The sequence below is a fragment of the Actinomycetota bacterium genome, assembly GCA_036280995.1.
Lineage (GTDB): Bacteria > Actinomycetota > CALGFH01 > CALGFH01 > CALGFH01 > CALGFH01.
The window spans coordinates 1-14,815 of record DASUPQ010000656.1 but is presented as its reverse complement, the minus strand read 5'-3'; the positions used below and the strand labels follow the sequence as shown (position 1 = coordinate 14,815).

At 74.0% G+C, this 14,815-nt stretch carries 14 protein-coding genes, 2 tRNA genes and 1 pseudogene; 12 read left to right on the top strand and 5 right to left on the bottom strand.

Annotated elements, in window-relative coordinates; all coding sequences use genetic code 11:
- The 3 genes from VF468_22480 to VF468_22470 all read left to right on the top strand — a co-directional run.
- Positions 1-411 (top strand): sugar ABC transporter permease (locus VF468_22480; protein ID HEX5881056.1); only part of this gene is annotated, 411 nt, incomplete at its 5' end.
- A gap of 10 nt (positions 412-421) precedes the next feature.
- Positions 422-1,318, top strand: a complete 897-nt coding sequence (locus VF468_22475) for a carbohydrate ABC transporter permease (protein HEX5881055.1) — start codon at positions 422-424, stop codon at positions 1,316-1,318.
- Positions 1,315-3,144 (top strand): xylan 1,4-beta-xylosidase, encoded by a 1,830-nt coding sequence (locus tag VF468_22470; protein HEX5881054.1) that lies wholly within the window; start codon positions 1,315-1,317, stop codon positions 3,142-3,144. The genes VF468_22475 and VF468_22470 overlap by 4 nt, the downstream gene beginning before the upstream one ends.
- A gap of 10 nt (positions 3,145-3,154) precedes the next feature.
- Here the strand turns inward: VF468_22470 and VF468_22465 are convergent, their stop codons facing one another.
- Entirely contained in the window at positions 3,155-4,066 is a 912-nt protein-coding gene (locus VF468_22465) for an SdiA-regulated domain-containing protein (protein ID HEX5881053.1), read from the bottom strand.
- Positions 4,067-4,201: 135 nt separating this feature from the next.
- Here VF468_22465 and VF468_22460 point away from each other — a divergent pair, with 135 nt between their 5' ends.
- Positions 4,202-4,684 (top strand): DUF4190 domain-containing protein, encoded by a 483-nt coding sequence (locus tag VF468_22460; protein HEX5881052.1) that lies wholly within the window; start codon positions 4,202-4,204, stop codon positions 4,682-4,684.
- Between the two features lie 9 nt (positions 4,685-4,693).
- On the opposite strand, the gene VF468_22455 is transcribed toward VF468_22460, so the two are convergent.
- The 3 genes from VF468_22455 to VF468_22445 all read right to left on the bottom strand — a co-directional run bounded on the left by VF468_22455 (position 4,694) and on the right by VF468_22445 (position 6,862).
- A complete protein-coding gene (locus VF468_22455) occupies positions 4,694-5,308 on the bottom strand; it encodes a DUF1684 domain-containing protein (protein HEX5881051.1) in 615 nt (204 codons plus the stop codon).
- 10 nt (positions 5,309-5,318) lie between these two features.
- Positions 5,319-6,071 carry a class I SAM-dependent methyltransferase gene (locus tag VF468_22450; GenBank protein HEX5881050.1) on the bottom strand — a complete coding sequence of 251 codons (753 nt, stop codon included), beginning with the start codon at positions 6,069-6,071 and terminating at the stop codon, positions 5,319-5,321.
- A gap of 131 nt (positions 6,072-6,202) precedes the next feature.
- On the bottom strand, positions 6,203-6,862 hold the full coding sequence (locus tag VF468_22445) for a GNAT family N-acetyltransferase (protein ID HEX5881049.1): 660 nt from the start codon (positions 6,860-6,862) through the stop codon (positions 6,203-6,205).
- A gap of 109 nt (positions 6,863-6,971) precedes the next feature.
- On the opposite strand from VF468_22445, the gene VF468_22440 reads away from it, so the two are divergent.
- Genes VF468_22440 through VF468_22425 form a run of 4 tightly spaced genes read left to right on the top strand, consistent with a single transcriptional unit; the run spans position 6,972 to position 10,728 of the window.
- Complete coding sequence (locus VF468_22440) at positions 6,972-8,147, top strand: acyl-CoA dehydrogenase family protein (protein ID HEX5881048.1); 1,176 nt, start codon at positions 6,972-6,974, stop codon at positions 8,145-8,147.
- The gene (gene ubiG, locus VF468_22435; protein HEX5881047.1) at positions 8,144-8,920 is read left to right on the top strand and encodes a bifunctional 2-polyprenyl-6-hydroxyphenol methylase/3-demethylubiquinol 3-O-methyltransferase UbiG; all 777 of its coding nucleotides are present in this window, start codon (positions 8,144-8,146) and stop codon (positions 8,918-8,920) included. The genes VF468_22440 and ubiG overlap by 4 nt, the downstream gene beginning before the upstream one ends.
- The gene (locus VF468_22430) at positions 8,917-9,954 is read left to right on the top strand and encodes a type III polyketide synthase (GenBank protein ID HEX5881046.1); all 1,038 of its coding nucleotides are present in this window, start codon (positions 8,917-8,919) and stop codon (positions 9,952-9,954) included. Before ubiG ends, VF468_22430 begins: the two co-directional genes overlap by 4 nt.
- Before the next feature lie 9 nt (positions 9,955-9,963).
- Positions 9,964-10,728 carry a fumarylacetoacetate hydrolase family protein gene (locus tag VF468_22425; GenBank protein HEX5881045.1) on the top strand — a complete coding sequence of 255 codons (765 nt, stop codon included), beginning with the start codon at positions 9,964-9,966 and terminating at the stop codon, positions 10,726-10,728.
- Positions 10,729-10,761: 33 nt separating this feature from the next.
- On the opposite strand, the gene VF468_22420 is transcribed toward VF468_22425, so the two are convergent.
- On the bottom strand, positions 10,762-11,829 hold the full coding sequence (locus VF468_22420; GenBank protein HEX5881044.1) for a glycosyltransferase family 4 protein: 1,068 nt from the start codon (positions 11,827-11,829) through the stop codon (positions 10,762-10,764).
- Between the two features lie 116 nt (positions 11,830-11,945).
- Between VF468_22420 and gltX the strand changes: the two genes are divergently transcribed.
- The 4 genes and pseudogenes from gltX to VF468_22400 all read left to right on the top strand — a co-directional run bounded on the left by gltX (position 11,946) and on the right by VF468_22400 (position 14,726).
- Positions 11,946-13,394: a glutamate--tRNA ligase gene (gene gltX, locus VF468_22415; protein HEX5881043.1), complete on the top strand. Its 1,449-nt coding sequence runs from the start codon at positions 11,946-11,948 to the stop codon at positions 13,392-13,394.
- Between the two features lie 59 nt (positions 13,395-13,453).
- Positions 13,454-13,525 (top strand) — tRNA-Gln (locus tag VF468_22410).
- 25 nt (positions 13,526-13,550) lie between these two features.
- Positions 13,551-13,626: transfer RNA gene (locus tag VF468_22405), tRNA-Glu, on the top strand.
- 226 nt (positions 13,627-13,852) lie between these two features.
- Positions 13,853-14,726: pseudogene (locus VF468_22400) on the top strand (IS5 family transposase).
- Positions 14,727-14,815 lie beyond the last annotated feature (89 nt).

The window sequence follows — 14,815 nt, the reverse complement described above, 5'->3', positions numbered from 1 at the left end:
ACCTGGGCGATGCCGTCGCTGATCGCCATGGCCGCCTGGCGCAACATGGGCACGCTGATGGTGATCTTCCTGGCCGGCCTCCAGACCATCCCCAGGGACCTGCACGAGCAGGCGATGGTCGACGGGGCCGGGGCCTGGCGGCGCTTCCGCAGCATCACCCTGCCCCTGCTGCGCCCGACCCTGCTGTTCGGGGCCGTGCTCACCGGCGTCGGCTACCTCCAGTTCTTCGAGGAGCCGTTCGTGATGACCAAGGGCGGCCCCCTCGACCACACCCTGTCGACCGCGTTCTTCACCTACAACCAGTTCGGCTTCGGCAACTACAGCTACGCCGCCGCCGCCAGCTACCTGCTGTTCCTGGCCATCGTGGTGCTGACCCTGGTGCAGTTCCGCCTGCTGCGGTCCCGGACCTGAAGGAGGGGACATGGCCGTCGACGTCCAACGCGGGGCGCCTGCCCCCGCCACCACCCCGGGCGCCGGGCCGGCCGGGGCCCCCGCCGGGCCCCGGCGCCGCCGCGCCACCTGGGTCTACCTGGTCCTCGCCGCCGGGCTGGTGGTGATGCTGGCCCCGTTCCTCTGGATGCTGCTCGGGTCGTTCAAGCCCGAGGCCGAGCTCCAGCGGGTGCCGCCCACCTGGTGGCCCGAGACCCCGTCGCTCGGCAACTACCGCCAGCTCCTCGACCGGCTCGACTTCCCCCGCTTCTTCGCCAACTCGGTCCTGGTGGCCGTGGCCGTCACCGCCGGCAACCTGGTCTTCTGCTCGATGGTGGGCTACGCCCTGGCCAAGCTCGACTTCGCCGGCAAGCGGCTGCTGTTCGGGCTCGTGCTGGCCATGCTCATGGTGCCGGGGGTGGTCACCTTCGTGCCCCTGTTCGTGCTCGTCTCCAACCTCGGCCTGGTCAACACCTACCCCGGGCTGATCCTGCCGTTCCTGGTCACCCCGCTGGGCGTGTTCCTGATGCGCCAGTTCATCGTCGGCCTGCCCGACGAGCTGATCGAGGCGGCCCGGATCGACGGGGCCGGCGAATGGCGGATCTTCTCCCGGGTGATCATGCCCCTGTGCGGCCCCGCCCTGGCCACCCTGGGCATCCTCACGTTCCTGTCGTCCTGGAACAACTTCCTGTGGCCGCTGGTCGTGGCCCAGTCCGAGGACAAGTACACCCTGCCGGTCGCCCTGGCCCTGTACTCGGTCGGCCAGAACGCCACCAGGTACGGGCTCCTGCTGGCCGGGTCGGTGGTGGTCATCCTCCCCGTGATCGCCCTGTTCGTGGCCCTGCAGCGCTACTTCGTCCAGGGCATCGCCACCACCGGCATCAAATGAGCGAGGCCAAGGAGTTCACCTGGGAGGGGCCGCGTGGCGGGCACTTCGCCGCCGCCCCGGCCGTGCTCGACGCCCCGGCCGGGCTGGCGGCCCGGCCCGGCCGGGCCCAGGTGACCCTGGAATGGGCGCCGGTGGACGGCGCCATCGGCTACCTGGTCCACCGGGCCGACGCTCCGGAGGGGCCGTTGGTGGCGCTCGACCACCACGGCGGCGACACCGTCTGGGCCGTGCCGCACCCCCCGTACGCCGACACCCAGGTGGAGGCGGGCGTGACCCGCTGGTACGCGGTCGCGGCCATCCCCGACGTCCACACCACCGGGCCGCTGTCGGCGCCGGTGGCGGCCGCCCCGGAGGCGGCGGGGGAGGCCGTGGTCGCCGTCACCGTCGACGCGGCCCGGCCCGCCGGGCCGCTGCACCGGCCCTGGCGGCCCATGATCGGCTCCGAGCACCTCAGCCACATGCTCTCGGCCGACCGCACCGGCGGCCGCCCGATCGGCGAGGAGCTCACCGAGGCCCTGCGCATCGTCCACGACGAGCTGGGGGTGGCGGCCGTGCGCGCCCACGGCATCCTCGGCGACGACCTCGGCACCTACCGGGAGGCCGGCGGCCGGCCGGTGCACGACTTCAACGGCATCGACCGCGTGTACGACCGGCTCCTCGGCGTCGGCCTGCGGCCGGTCGTGGAGCTGGCCTACATGCCCCGCGCGCTGGCCCGCGACCCCGACCACCTCGCCTTCTCCTACGAGGGGGTGTCGTCGCCGCCGCGCGACTGGGACCGCTGGGGCGGCCTGGTCCGCGACCTGGTCCAGCACCTGGTCGACCGCTACGGCCTGGACGAGGTCCGCGACCACTGGGCGTTCGAGGTCTGGAACGAGCCCAACCTCGAGTACTTCTGGAGCGGCGACGCCGGCGACTACCTGCGCCTGTACGACACGGCGGCGCGGGCCGTGCGCTCGGTCGACCCCGGCCTGCGGGTCGGGGGGCCGGCCACGGCCGCCGTCGGCTGGGTCGAGGACCTGGTCGCTCACAGCGAGAAGACCGGCGTGCCCCTGGACTTCGTCTCCACCCACCTGTACGGCAGCCCGCCGCTCGACCTGCGGCCCGCCCTGGCCCGCCACGGCCGCGAGGACGCGGCCATCTGGTGGACCGAGTGGGGCGTGCACCCGCGGCTGTCCAACCCGGTGGCCGAGTCGGTGTTCGCGGCCGCGTTCCTGGCCCGGGGGATGCGCTCGGCCGCCGGCCGGGTCGACGCCCTGTCCTGGTGGGTGGCGTCCGACCACTTCGAGGAGCTGGGCCGGCCGGCGTCGCTGCTGCACGGCGGGTTCGGGCTGCTGACCGTCGGCAACCTGCGCAAGCCTCGCTTCTGGGCGTGCAAGCTGCTGGAGCGGCTCGGCCCCGAGGAGGTCCGGGTGGAGCTGGACGGCGACGGCGCCGGCGGGCTGGTCGAGGCCTGGGGGTCGCGCGACCCGGCCGTCGGCCGGGTCGCGGTCGCGCTCTGGAACGTGACCCTCGACCAGACCCGCTCCACCGGCGAGCCGCTGCTCGACCGGGCGGTCAGCCTGCGGGTCCAGGGGCTGGCCGCGGGCGCCTACGAGCTGCGCCACCTGCGGGTCGACACCGAGCGCTCCAACATCGCCGCCGTCTGGGAGGCCATGTCCGGCGGGGCCGACTGGCCCGACGACGGCCAGTGGGCGGCGCTGCGCGAGGCCAACCGGCTCGAGGAGCTGGAGCCGCCCCGGCGGGTGGCCGCCCCCGGCGGGGTCGTGGAGGCCGCCTTCGACCTGCCCATGCCGTCGCTGTCCCTGGTCGAGCTCGTCCCCGCCTGAGCGGGCTGCCCTACCGGCCAGGTCTCCCGCTAGCCGAGTCAGGCCCGAACCCGTCGAGCAGGAACAGGTTCTCGCGCTGCTCCTCGTGGTCGGTGGCCACCAGCAGGTCCCAGGCGGCGGTGATGATCAGGCCCTCGGGCTGGTGGAGGCGGTCGGGCAGGGCCCAGATGCGGTCGACGGCCACCGTCCCGGACTCGGGTGGGACGGTGGCCTGGAGCCGGGCGATGCAGCGGGATTCGTCGCTGAGCAGGTAGACGCGGCCGTCGGGGCCGACGGTGACGTCGCTGAGGTCGCCGACCCGCTCCAGCGCCTCCCCGCCCAGGTCCCAGGACGACAGCATGTGGAAGGTGGCGGCCGGCTCGTCCGGGGTGGGGAAGTGGCCGCTGTCGGCGATCAGCAGGTCGGCGTGGAGGCCCTGGGCCCGCTCGCCGGGGAGCCCGAACTCGAGCAGCTGGCGGGGCTTCTCCTCCTTGACCACGAACAGGTGGCCGTTGCGGAGGAGCAGCAGGCCCTCACCGAGAGCGTTCTCGTCGGCGTCCCAGGCCCGCTGCTCGCCCGGGTCGTCCTCGACGGTGAGGGGGAGGACGTGGAGCAGCCGTTCCAGTGCCGGGTCGAACACGAACACCGTGCCCGGGACCTCGCGGAGCACGAACACCCGCCCCGTCTCGTCGGTGTCGACCCCCTCCCACTGGGAGCTGCGGCCGATGCCCACGCCCGCCGCGTCCAGCAGCGGCTCCAGGTCGTGGCGGGCGAAGCTGGCCGGCACCGCCGGCTCCAGGTCGCCCACCAGCAGGTGGTGGCTGTCGTCGCCGATGGCCAGCAGCTGACGGGGCCGCCCGTCGCCGGCGGCCCGCTCGCAGATCCCCGACACCTCCCGGAGCTGAAGGTCGAACACGTCCCTGACGGTGAGCTCGGTGGTCATGGCACCTCCCCGGTCGGGCCAAGGATGCCCGGCGGGCGGCCCGCCCAACCGGCCGCCCGTTCCCTTGAGCGGTGTTCAAGCCCGGGGTGGAGGAGTAGTGTTCGCGCCTTCGAGCGACGCCTACAGGAGGTCGACATGACCGACACCCCTTCGGACCCGCCCCAGTACCCGACCCAGCCGGGCCCGCCGCCGGGCCAGTACCCGCAGGGCCAGTACCCGCAGGGCCAGTACCCGCCGGGTGGCTACCAGGCCCCGCCCCGGCGCCGCAACGGCATGGGCACGGCCGCCCTCGTCCTCGGCGTGGTCGCGCTGGTGCTGGTGCTGCTGCTGATCTTCTCGCCCCTTGGCGCGTTCCTCGGCCTGCTGGCGGTGATCTTCGGCATCGTCGGCATCGTACGGGCCAACCGGCGCGAGGCCGACAACCGCGGCCAGGCCGTGACCGGGCTGGTCACCGGCGGCCTGGCCCTGGTGCTCGGGATCTTCTTCACCATCAGCGTCGGCGTCTGGTTCTCGACCCACGTCAACGACTTCAACCGCTTCGGGCAGTGCCTCGACGACGCCACCGGCCAGGCCGCCCGCGAGGAGTGCGCCCGCGAGCTGTCCCGGAACCTCGAGTAGCCGGGGAGATCAGGCCGGGTCGGGGTAGGCGCGCTCCCCGGCCCGGACCTCCGCGGTGAGGTGGTTCTCGGGCGGGGCCAGCGGGCACGCCCAGCGGGCGTTGTAGGCGCACGACGGGTTGTAGGCGTAGTTGAAGTCGAGCACCACCCGGCCGCCCTGGTGGACCAGGCCGCGGCCCCAGGTGCCCTTGACGGTGTCGGTCAGGTAGCGCCCGGCCCCGTAGGTCTCGTCGCCGGCGGTGGCGTCCCGGAAGGGGAGGAACAGGCCGCCGCCGTAGCCGAGGGTCCAGAACAGGGTCAGGTCGCCGAACGGGGTGGCCAGGCGGGCCACCCGCCGGTAGCGGACGGTGCCGTCCTCGCCGCCGGTGTCCACGGCCAGCTCGGAACCGTCGTCCGGCGGGCGCGGTTCGGCGGTCACCCGGGCCCCGGGGTCGTAGGGGAACCAGGGCAGGCCCGTGAACCGGGCCCGCTGCCCGTCGTCGAGGGCCGACTGGGGGTGGTCGCGGAACAGCTCGTCGCGGCCACGCCGGAACCCCGCCGCCCCGGCCTCGCCCTCGGTCGGGCCGGTCAGATACAGCAGCGCGACCCGCCGCCGCCAGTCGTCCAGCTCCAGCGCCCCGTCCATGGACCGCATGCTACGAGGCGGGCCGGCCGGCGTGCTCGTAGACGGCCACGTACAGGCCCTTGGTGGAGGCGGTGTACGGCTCCCGGCGCCAGCCGCCCCAGCGCTCGCGCAGCCGCAGCCCGGCCAGGCGGGCCATCAGGTCGAGCTCGGCCGGCCAGGCGTAGCGGACCGCCCCCGGCAGCATCTGGATGCCGCCGGCGGCCAGCAGGACGTTGTGGAAGTCGACCCGCTGGGCCACCGGGTCGTGCAGGGCCAGGTCGAGCCGGGCCCGGTCCAGGCCCAGATGGCGGGTCCGGACGCTCTGGCCGCCGGGGTGCATGGTCGGGTCGGGCACGAACAGCTCGAGGACGAAGGCGCCCTCCGGGGCCAGGTGACCGGCCACCGCCTCGAAGCAGCGGACCTGGTCGTCCTGGGTGAGCAGCGAGAAGAAGGTGTTGAAGACCGCGTAGACCAGCCGGTAGCTGCCCTCCACGGCCAGGTCGGCGAAGTCGCCCATGGTGACGGGGATGGCCGCGCCGCCCGGCTTGGCCCGCAACCGCTCCACCATGGCCGCCGAGGCGTCGATGCCGTGGACCTCGACCCCCCTGGCCGCCAGGGGCAGGGCCACCCGGCCGGTGCCGATGCCCAGCTCCAGGGCCGGCCCGGGACCGGCCAGCTCGGCCAGCCGGTCCGCACAGTCCACCGGGTCGGGCATGCTCTCGGTCATGGTGTCGTAGACCTCGGCGATCCGGTCACCGTAGGTCTCGGCTCGGTAGCCCTCCATGGGCCCATTCCAGCAGCCCCGGCGCCCCATGGCACGCGAAATTGCCCGGAGCGGCGGTATCGTTGGCCCATGGCGATGATGACCGGGCTGGGCCCGTTCGGGCACGCCCCCGCGGGCCGCGGATCTGACGGCTAGCCCGGGCTGGCGCCGGGGCGGTGGAACAGGACCTCGGCGCCGACGGGGCGGAAGCCGGCCGCCCCGACCACCCGCAGGGAGGCGACGTTGCCGGGGGCGACCTGCGCGAACAGCGGCTCGCCGGGTGGGGTGAGGTGGCGGGCGGCCCTGACCAGGAGGCGGCCGAGGCCGCGGTTGCGGGCGGCCGGGTCGACCTCGAAGGCGACCTCGCGGCGGCCGGCCAGGCCCCGCCCCAGCACCAGCACCCCGAGCCCGTCCGCGTCGGTCCAGGCCGCCGGCTCGTTCCGGTAGCGCAACGCCCTGGCCACCCGGGGGTGCCGTTCCGGGTCGACCCCGGCCCGCAGCGCCAGTGGCGGGGTCCCGCCAAGGCCCTCGGCGGCCAGGACCACGTCGAGGCTGCCCGGCTGGCTGCCCAGCCGCTCCCCGAGCCAGCCCAGGAAGGCCGCGCTCATCGGCGCCTCCAGGTCCCCGGGCGGCAGCCGCGCCGCCACCAGGCCGGGGTCGACCCGGGCCGCGACCACGTGGTGGGCGGTGAACGCCAGCACCGCGTCCACCGCCCCGGGCGGCGGGGCCCACACCTCGACCAGCCCGTCGGCCGGCGGCGGCGACCCTGCCGCCGCGTCCTGGAGCAGCCGCAACAGCCGATCGTGCACCATACGAGCCTACCCACTTCCGGCAGTCGGGCCGGCACCGTTCGTGTTTGCGGCGGGTTCGTGGAAGGCTGTTGGGGTAGGCACGGCCGAGCGTCCTCGTCCAGGAGCAGTCATGCAGCATCCATCGCGACCCACCGAGCCCCGGCAGGAGATCGTCGACCTGGCCGCGGGTCTGGTCCCCGCCCTGGCCGGCCGCGCCGCCGGCTACGACGAGGCCGACGCGTTCTGCCACGAGGACTTCGACGACCTGGTCACCTCCGGCTACACGGCCATCACCGTGCCGGCCGAGCTCGGCGGCATGGGAGCGGGCGCGCTCGACCTGGTCGGCGCCCAGAGCCGGCTGGCCGAGGGCAACCCGGCGACCGCGCTGGCCGTGAACATGCACCTGCACGGCGTCGGGCTGCTGGCCGAGGGGTTCCGGGACCGGGTGGAGCCGTTCCTCAAGCTGGTCGCGACCGACGGGGCCATCCTGGCCGGCGGCTTCTCCGAGCCCCAGTCGGGCGGGAACTGGTGGTACCAGGCCACCACCGCGACCCCGCTGCCGGGGGGCGGCTACCGGCTGTCCGGGACCAAGACGTTCTTCACCGGCTGGCCGCGGGCCACCCACCTGTTCCTGACGGCGGCGGTCGAGGTCGACGGCGACCGGGAGCCGATCGGGTTCCTGGTGCCGCGGCCGGAGCGGGGCGTGCGGGTCCTGGGCGACTGGAAGGCCATGGGCATGCGGGCCACCGGCAGCAACGCCCTGGCCATCGACGAGCTGGAGATCGCGCCCGAGCACGTGGTCGGCCAGGGCTTCCCGGTGGCGGTCAGCTTCCTGACCGGGTCGCACTGGTCGTGGCCGTCGTTCGCCAGCGTGTTCCTCGGCGCCGCCGAGGCCGCCTTCCGGCACGTGGCCGAGGGGCTGCCCAGGCGGCGCAACGAGGGCCTGGGGGCGTCGCTGGCCGAGCTGCCGGGCGTGCAGCAGGCGGTGGGGGAGATGCGCATGCGCCTGGACGCGGCCCGGGCGACCCTGCTCGCCGCCGTGGCCCGGCCGCCCGACCCCGACCCGGTGACCCACTACGGCCGCATGGCCGGGGCCAAGCTGTTCACCTGCCAGACCGCCCTGGCGGTCTGCACCATGGCCCTGCGGACCGCCGGCGGCAGCGGCTACCTGCGCACCGGCCCGCTGGAGCGGCTGCTGCGCGACGCCCACGCCGGCCTGCTCCTGCCCCCCTCCCACGACGCCACCCTGCAGTGGCTGGGCCGGGTCGAGCTCGGGTCGGCAACTCCTCCAGGTGGTCCCGCTTGAGAGCGCCCGCCCTGACCATCGACCGGACCCGGCCGGTGCCGCCGGCGCGGTGCTCGATCGACAACGAGTACTACGAGGGCATGGACGAGCTGTGGTGGGACCCGGCCGGCCCGGCGGCCATCCTGCACGCCATCAACCGGCCCCGGGTCGGCTTCTATCTGGAGCAGCTCGGCGACCTGGGCGGCCGGCTGGTCCTGGACGCCGGCTGCGGCGGCGGGCTGGTCGCCCGCGAGCTGGCCGCGGCCGGGGCCGAGGTGGCCGGGGTCGACCGCTCGCTGGGCAGCCTCGGGGTCGCCCGCCGGGCTGTCGGAGCCCGCTTCCGGCCCGCCCAGGGGCGGCTGGAACACCTCCCGTTCGCCGACGGCAGCTTCGACGTCGTGGTCGCCGCCGACGTGCTCGAGCACCTGCCCGACCTGCCGGTCGCCGTGGCCGAGCTGGCCCGGGTGCTCGCCCCCGGCGGCAGCTTCATGTTCGACACCGTCAACCGCACCTTCTGGTCGTGGTTCACGGGCGTGTTCGGGCTCGAGCAGGTGCTGCGGATGGTGCCGCGGGGCACCCACGACTGGCGGCTGTTCATCCGCCCGGCCGAGCTGGACCGGCTGTTGCGCGGGGCCGGCCTGGAGCCGGTCGCGGTGACCGGCCTGGCGCCCCGGGTCGGTCCCGGAACGGTCGCCCGGGGGCTGCTGACCCGCCGCATCGACGTCCCCACCTTCACCGTCGGCAACGGGCGCCGCGCCTCCTACCTGGGGCACTACCGAAAGGGCGTGCGATGACGGCCCGTGTCCAGGCCCTCGGCACCGCCATGCCGGACCACTACGTCTTCAAGCAGTCGGAGATCGTGGAGGAGTTCTTCGCCGGCCAGCCGGGCTGGGACCCGTCCTTCGCCGAGGTGTTCGCCCACTCCGGGGTCGAGCGCCGGGCCTCGGTGGTCGACCCGTCCTGGTACACCCGGCCGCGGAGCACCGCCGACCGGATGCGCGAGTTCGTCCCGGCCGCCCGCCGCCTCGGGGCCGAGGCGTCCCGGCGGGCCCTGGAGCGGGCCGGGCCGGCCGCCGCCGCCGAGGTGACCGACCTGGTCGCCGTCACCTGCACCGGCTACAGCGGCCCCGGGCTCGACGTCCACCTGGTCGACGACCTCGGGCTCGGCGACCGGGTCCAGCGCCTGGCCGTCGGCCACATGGGCTGCTACGCGGCCCTGCCGGCCCTGCGCACGGCGGCCGCCCTGGCCACCGCCTCGGGTGGCCGCGCCCTGGTGACCTGCGTGGAGCTGTGCACCCTCCACGTGCAGCCGCCCCGGACCCGCGAGGACGCCGTCTACCTGGCCCTGTTCGGCGACGGGGCGGCGGCCGCCCTGGTCGGCGCCGGCGGCGACGGGCCGGCCATCGTCGGCTCGGCCACGGTCACCGTGCCCGGCAGCGAGGAGCGGATGGGCTGGCTGGTCGAGGACGAGGGCTTCCGCATGTGGCTCTCGCCCCGCGTGCCGGCCCTGGTCGAGCGGGGCGTCGGCCGGCTCGTGGAGGACCTGCTGCGGCCCCACGGCCTGGCCACCGCCGACGTCGCCCACTGGGCCGTCCACCCGGGCGGCCCCGAGATCGTCGACCGGGTGCAGCGACGCCTCGGGCTCGGCGACGCCGAGGTCGCTCGCTCCCGCGAGGTCCTGGCCGACGGCGGCAACCGCTCCTCGGCCACCGTCCTGTTCATCCTCGAGCAGCTGCTCGGCGGCGGCGAGGTCGAGCCGGGCCAGTGGATCGTGGCCCTCGCCTTCGGCACCGGCCTCACCCTCGAGGCCCTCCTCCTCCGCGCCTGAAGGGACCGTATGCGCATCGTCCGCTACAGCCACCAGGGCGACGTCGGCTTCGGCGTCCACGAGGACGAGACCGTCGCTCCGATCAGCCCCCACCCGTTCGGCGCCTTCGAGTACACCGGCGAGCGCGTCCCCGTCGGCGAGGTGCGGCTGCTCGCCCCGGTGCTGCCGAGCAAGGTGGTCGCGATCGGCCGCAACTACGCCGAGCACGCCCGCGAGCTGGGCAACGAGGTCCCGCCGACCCCGGTGCTGTTCCTCAAGCCGTCGACCTCGGTCATCGGGCCCGGCGACCCGATCGTCCGGCCCGAAGGGGTCGGCCGGGTCGACTTCGAGGGCGAGCTGGCCGTGGTCGTCGGCAAGCTCGTCCGCCGCCTCGCCCCGGCCGACGCGATCCAGGCCGTGCTCGGCTTCACCTGCGCCAACGACGTCACCGCGCGCGACCTGCAGCGGGCCGACGGCCAGTGGACGCGCGGCAAGGGCTTCGACACCTTCTGCCCCCTCGGCCCCTGGATCGAGACCGACCTCGACTCCAGCGACCTGGCCCTCCACACCCTGGTCAACGGCGAGGTCCGCCAGCAGGCCCGCACCTCCCAGCTGGAGCACGGCGTGGCCGAGCTGCTGTCGTTCGTCTCCCAGGTGATGACCCTGCTCCCCGGCGACGTCCTCCTCACCGGCACCCCGGCCGGCGTCGGCCCCCTGGAGCCCGGCGACCGGGTCGAGGTCGAGGTCGAGGGCATCGGCGTCCTGGCCAACGAGGTCGTGGCCGAACCATCCTGACACCGGCGTGATCCTGCGCTGCCAGGTCCTCGCTCAGGCGACGGCCATGGCCGCCCGGGCCATCGCCCGGCGGTAGACCTGCTCGTAGCCGTCGACCATGTCCGGCACGTCGAAGCAGTCGGACACCCGCTGGCGGCAGTCCCTGGGGTCGAGGGCGTCGACCCGCCGGATGGCCGCGGGCAGCTCCTCGGGGCGGTCGCAGATGTAGCCGGTGAGGCCGTCGACCACCAGCTCGGGCACCGAGCCGGCGCGCAGCGCCACCACCGGGGTGCCGCAGGCCATGGCCTCGACCATCACGATCCCGAACGGCTCGTCCCACTGGATGGGGAAGATCAGCGCGCCGGCCCTGGCCAGCAGCTTCTTCTTCTCCTCGGTGGTGGCGTGGCCGTACCACTCGGCGTCGTGGCCGAGCAGGGGACGGACCCGCTCCTCGAAATAGGCGTGCTCGGCCGGCTCGTTGCACTTGGCCGCGACCACGATCCGCCGGCCGGCGGCCCGGGCCGCCTTGATGGCCAGGTCGGGTGCCTTCTCGGGGCTCATCCGCCCGAGGAACAGCACGAAGTCGTCCTTGTCGGTCTCGAACGGGTACTCGTCGACCGGGATGGCGTTGTAGACCGTGGCCGCCCAGGGCAGGTGCGGGCCCTTGGCCCGCTGCGACTCGGAGATGGCGACCAGCGGGTGGTGGCGGCTGAGCAGCCGGTAGCACTGGCCCAGCTCGCCCACCACGGGCCCGTGGGCGGTGAGCACCGTCGGGGCCCGGCGGGCCCTGGCCGTCAGCGGGCCGCCCATCGAGTGGTCGTGGACCACGTCCACGTCCAGCGCCTCCAGATGCTCGTCCACCTGGAGGGCGTGGACGATCTCGGGGAACGGGGTGCCCAGGCGGGCGGCCGGCGGCTCCTCGTAGGTCTGCAGGAAGCTGGCGCTGGTGCGGCAGTCGCCGGCGCCGATCAGGGTGACCTGGTGGCCGCGGGCGGCCAGCCCCTCGACCAGCCAGTGGACCATGGCCTCGATGCCGCCGTAGCCGTCGGGCGGGATCGTGAACCAGGGCGGCGCGACCACAGCGACGCGCAGGTGTTTTGAAGCATCCTCGGATGCGGACACACTGGCCTCCTCACCGTTGGGGGTACGGCGGTGCCAAGGGCGGAGCGGTGGAACTGGGGGGCTCCTACCTTACCGCGAAGCGCCGCCTCCAAACGAACTCGCGTAGCATTCGTCGCATGAGCAAGCGCGTTCGGACCCGGTTTGCACCTTCGCCGACCGGCTTCCTGCATGTCGGCACTGCGCGGACCGCGCTGTACTCGTACCTTTTCGCCCGCCGTCACGGCGGCCAGTTCGTGCTGCGCATCGAGGACACCGACACCGGGCGCAACGTGGCCGACAGCGCCGCCGGGATCGTGGACGGGTTGCGCTGGCTCGGCCTCGACTGGGACGAGGGCTACCAGCGGGGCGGCCCCCACGGGCCGTACGTGCAGACCGAGCGCCTCGACCGCTACCACGCGGCCGTCAACGCCCTGGTCGCCCACGGCGACGCCTACCTCTGCTACTGCACCAACGAGGAGCTGGAGCAGCGCCGCCAGGCGGCCGCGGCCCACGGCCTGCCGCCCGGCTACGACGGCCACTGCCGCCACCTCCGGCCCGACCAGGTTCGGGCCTACGAGGCCGAGGGGCGCAGGCCGGCGGTCCGCTTCCGGCTCCCCGACGAGGGCGAGACGGTGGTCGAGGACCTGGTCCGGGGCACGGTCCCCTTCGACAACGCCACCCTCACCGACTTCGTCATCCTGCGAGCCAACGGCGTCCCCACCTACCACTTCTCGGCCGTCTACGACGACGTCGACATGGGCATCACCCACGTCATCCGGGGCGAGGACCTGTTCCCGTCCACGCCCCTGCACGTGCACGTGTTCCGGGCCCTGGGCCGGGAGACCCCGCCCGCCTTCGCCCACCTGCCCCTGATCGTCGGGGCCGACCGGCGCAAGCTGTCCAAGCGCCGCGACAAGATGTCGGTGCAGCAGTTCCGTGAGGAGGGCTACCTGCCCGAGGCGATGGTCAACTACCTGGCCCTGCTCGGCTGGTCGCTGGACGACCACACCGAGCTGTTCACCCTGGCCGACCTGGAGCGGGTGTTCTCGCTGGAGCGGGTCTCGCGCAACCCGGCCGCCTTCGACGTCAAGAAGCTCGACGCCCTCAACGGCCACTACCTGCGCCAGCTCGACCCGGCCGCCTTCGCCGCCCGGGCCTGGCCGTTCGTGGAGGCCGAGGCCTTCCCCGAGGCCGACCCGGCCCTGCTGGAACGGGCCTCGCCGCTGGTCCAGGAGCGGGTCAACCACCTGACCGAGGTCCCCGGCATGGTCGGGTTCCTGATGACCGACGAGGTCGAGCTCGACCCGGCGGCCGCGGCCAAGGCCCTGACCGAGGACGGCCGCGCCTTCCTGGCCGAGGCCGCGGCCCGGCTGGACAAGCTCGAGCCGTGGACGGCCGCCGCCATCGAGGAGACCCTCCGGGGCCTCCAGACCGAGCGCGGCCTCAAGCCCAAGGTCGCCTTCCAGCCGGTCCGCGTGGCCGTCACCGGCCGCCTGGTCAGCCCGCCCCTGTTCGAGTCCATGGAGCTGCTCGGCAAGCCCCGCTCCCTGGCCCGCCTGGACCGGGCCGCCGCCCTGGCCGGTTGAGGGATCCGGCCACCGGCCGCTAAGATGCCCGAGCCCGTGGGCCACCGGCCCACGATCCCTGGGGTGTGGGGTAATTGGCAGCCCGACGGGTTCTGGCCCCGTTAGTCTAGGTTCGAGTCCTGGCACCCCAGCGCAAGGGCGCAACAAGCGCAACAGGGCCCCGTCGTCTAGCGGCCTAGGACGCCGCCCTCTCAAGGCGGTAGCGCCGGTTCGAATCCGGTCGGGGCTACCATCCAGCACCACGACAACACGGCCGCTGACCTGCACGAACGAAGGTCAGGGGCCGTGTCGTGTGTCCGACCAAGTCTGGCCGGGTCCGGCTGTGGGCGAGCATCTTTGTCCAACGCGTGTCCACGTTGCGGTCGGTGTCGGCGTGCCTGAGCGCTGCCTCGACATGCCGGCGGACTAGGGCGTGTTGCAAAGGCTTGAGGGCTGTCTGACCTGATAGGTTCGGGCCTATGGCCAGAGAAGAGGGTGAACTCACCGACGCGCGATGGGCGGTGCTCGAACCGCTGTTGCCCCCGGCAACGCCCTACCCACCGGCCGGCCCAACAAGGACCACCGCCAAATCCTGGAAGCGATCGTGTGGCTGCTGCGCACTGGCGCGCCGTGGCGGGACCTGCCCGACTCCTTCGGTCCCTGGCGGACGGTCGCCAGCCGCTTTTGCCGCTGGCTTCGCCAGGGCGTGTTCGACCGGCGGCTGGCCGAGGTCACCCACCGCGCCGATGTCCTCGGCGAGCTGGACTGGTTGGTCCACTACGTGGACGGCAGCGTGGTCCGCGCCCACCAGCACGCCGCCGGCGCACGCCGCCGGCGCACGGCGCCAGCCGAGCGTGGCGGACCGCAAGGGGGAAGCGCACCGCCGCAGGATGAGGCCCTGGGGCGCAGTCGCGGCGGGCTGAGCAGCAAGCTGAACCTGCGTCGAGGGTGGTGGGCGGCCGCTGGCGGTCCTGGTCACTGCCGGGCAGCGGCACGAGGTCCCGCTGCTGCCAGCGTTGCTGGATGCCGGGGCGGTCAAGCGGTCCGGCCTGGCCGGCCGTCCCGGACGGGGTCGGCCGCGCAAGCGGCCAGAGCGGCTGGCCGCCGACAAGGGCTACTCGTATCCGAGCGTGCGGGCGGAGTTGCGCCGCCGGGAGATCGGCGCAGTGATCCCCACCAGGTCCAATCAGCGCCGCCGGTCGGGCTTTGACCGGGCGGTCTATGCCGAGCGTAACGGGTCGAGCGCTGCGTGACTCGGCTCAGCAGTTCCGCCGGGTCGCCACTCGCTATGAGAAGCGCGCGTGCAACTACCTGGCCACGGTCAAGCTCGCCGCAGCGCTCATCTGGCTGTGACCTGACGTCGGCCGGGGTAGGTGGAACGTGGCATCGGTAGTCTCGGGCATGGCCTGCTCCTCCAGTCGGTCCATCGACCGAAATGGGTA

What these genes read in the sequence shown, in the direction of transcription:
- VF468_22475 (HEX5881055.1), top strand. Translation starts at nt 422, where the DNA reads ATGGCCGTCGACGTCCAACGCGGGGCGCCTGCCCCCGCCACCACCCCG.
- VF468_22430 (HEX5881046.1), top strand. Translation starts at nt 8,917, where the DNA reads ATGACGGCCCGTGTCCAGGCCCTCGGCACCGCCATGCCGGACCACTAC.
- VF468_22425 (HEX5881045.1), top strand. Translation starts at nt 9,964, where the DNA reads ATGCGCATCGTCCGCTACAGCCACCAGGGCGACGTCGGCTTCGGCGTC.
- VF468_22450 (HEX5881050.1), bottom strand. Translation starts at nt 6,071, where the DNA reads ATGGAGGGCTACCGAGCCGAGACCTACGGTGACCGGATCGCCGAGGTC.
- VF468_22460 (HEX5881052.1), top strand. Translation starts at nt 4,202, where the DNA reads ATGACCGACACCCCTTCGGACCCGCCCCAGTACCCGACCCAGCCGGGC.
- gltX (HEX5881043.1), top strand. Translation starts at nt 11,946, where the DNA reads ATGAGCAAGCGCGTTCGGACCCGGTTTGCACCTTCGCCGACCGGCTTC.
- VF468_22470 (HEX5881054.1), top strand. Translation starts at nt 1,315, where the DNA reads ATGAGCGAGGCCAAGGAGTTCACCTGGGAGGGGCCGCGTGGCGGGCAC.
- VF468_22465 (HEX5881053.1), bottom strand. Translation starts at nt 4,066, where the DNA reads ATGACCACCGAGCTCACCGTCAGGGACGTGTTCGACCTTCAGCTCCGG.
- VF468_22445 (HEX5881049.1), bottom strand. Translation starts at nt 6,862, where the DNA reads ATGGTGCACGATCGGCTGTTGCGGCTGCTCCAGGACGCGGCGGCAGGG.
- VF468_22455 (HEX5881051.1), bottom strand. Translation starts at nt 5,308, where the DNA reads ATGGACGGGGCGCTGGAGCTGGACGACTGGCGGCGGCGGGTCGCGCTG.
- VF468_22440 (HEX5881048.1), top strand. Translation starts at nt 6,972, where the DNA reads ATGCAGCATCCATCGCGACCCACCGAGCCCCGGCAGGAGATCGTCGAC.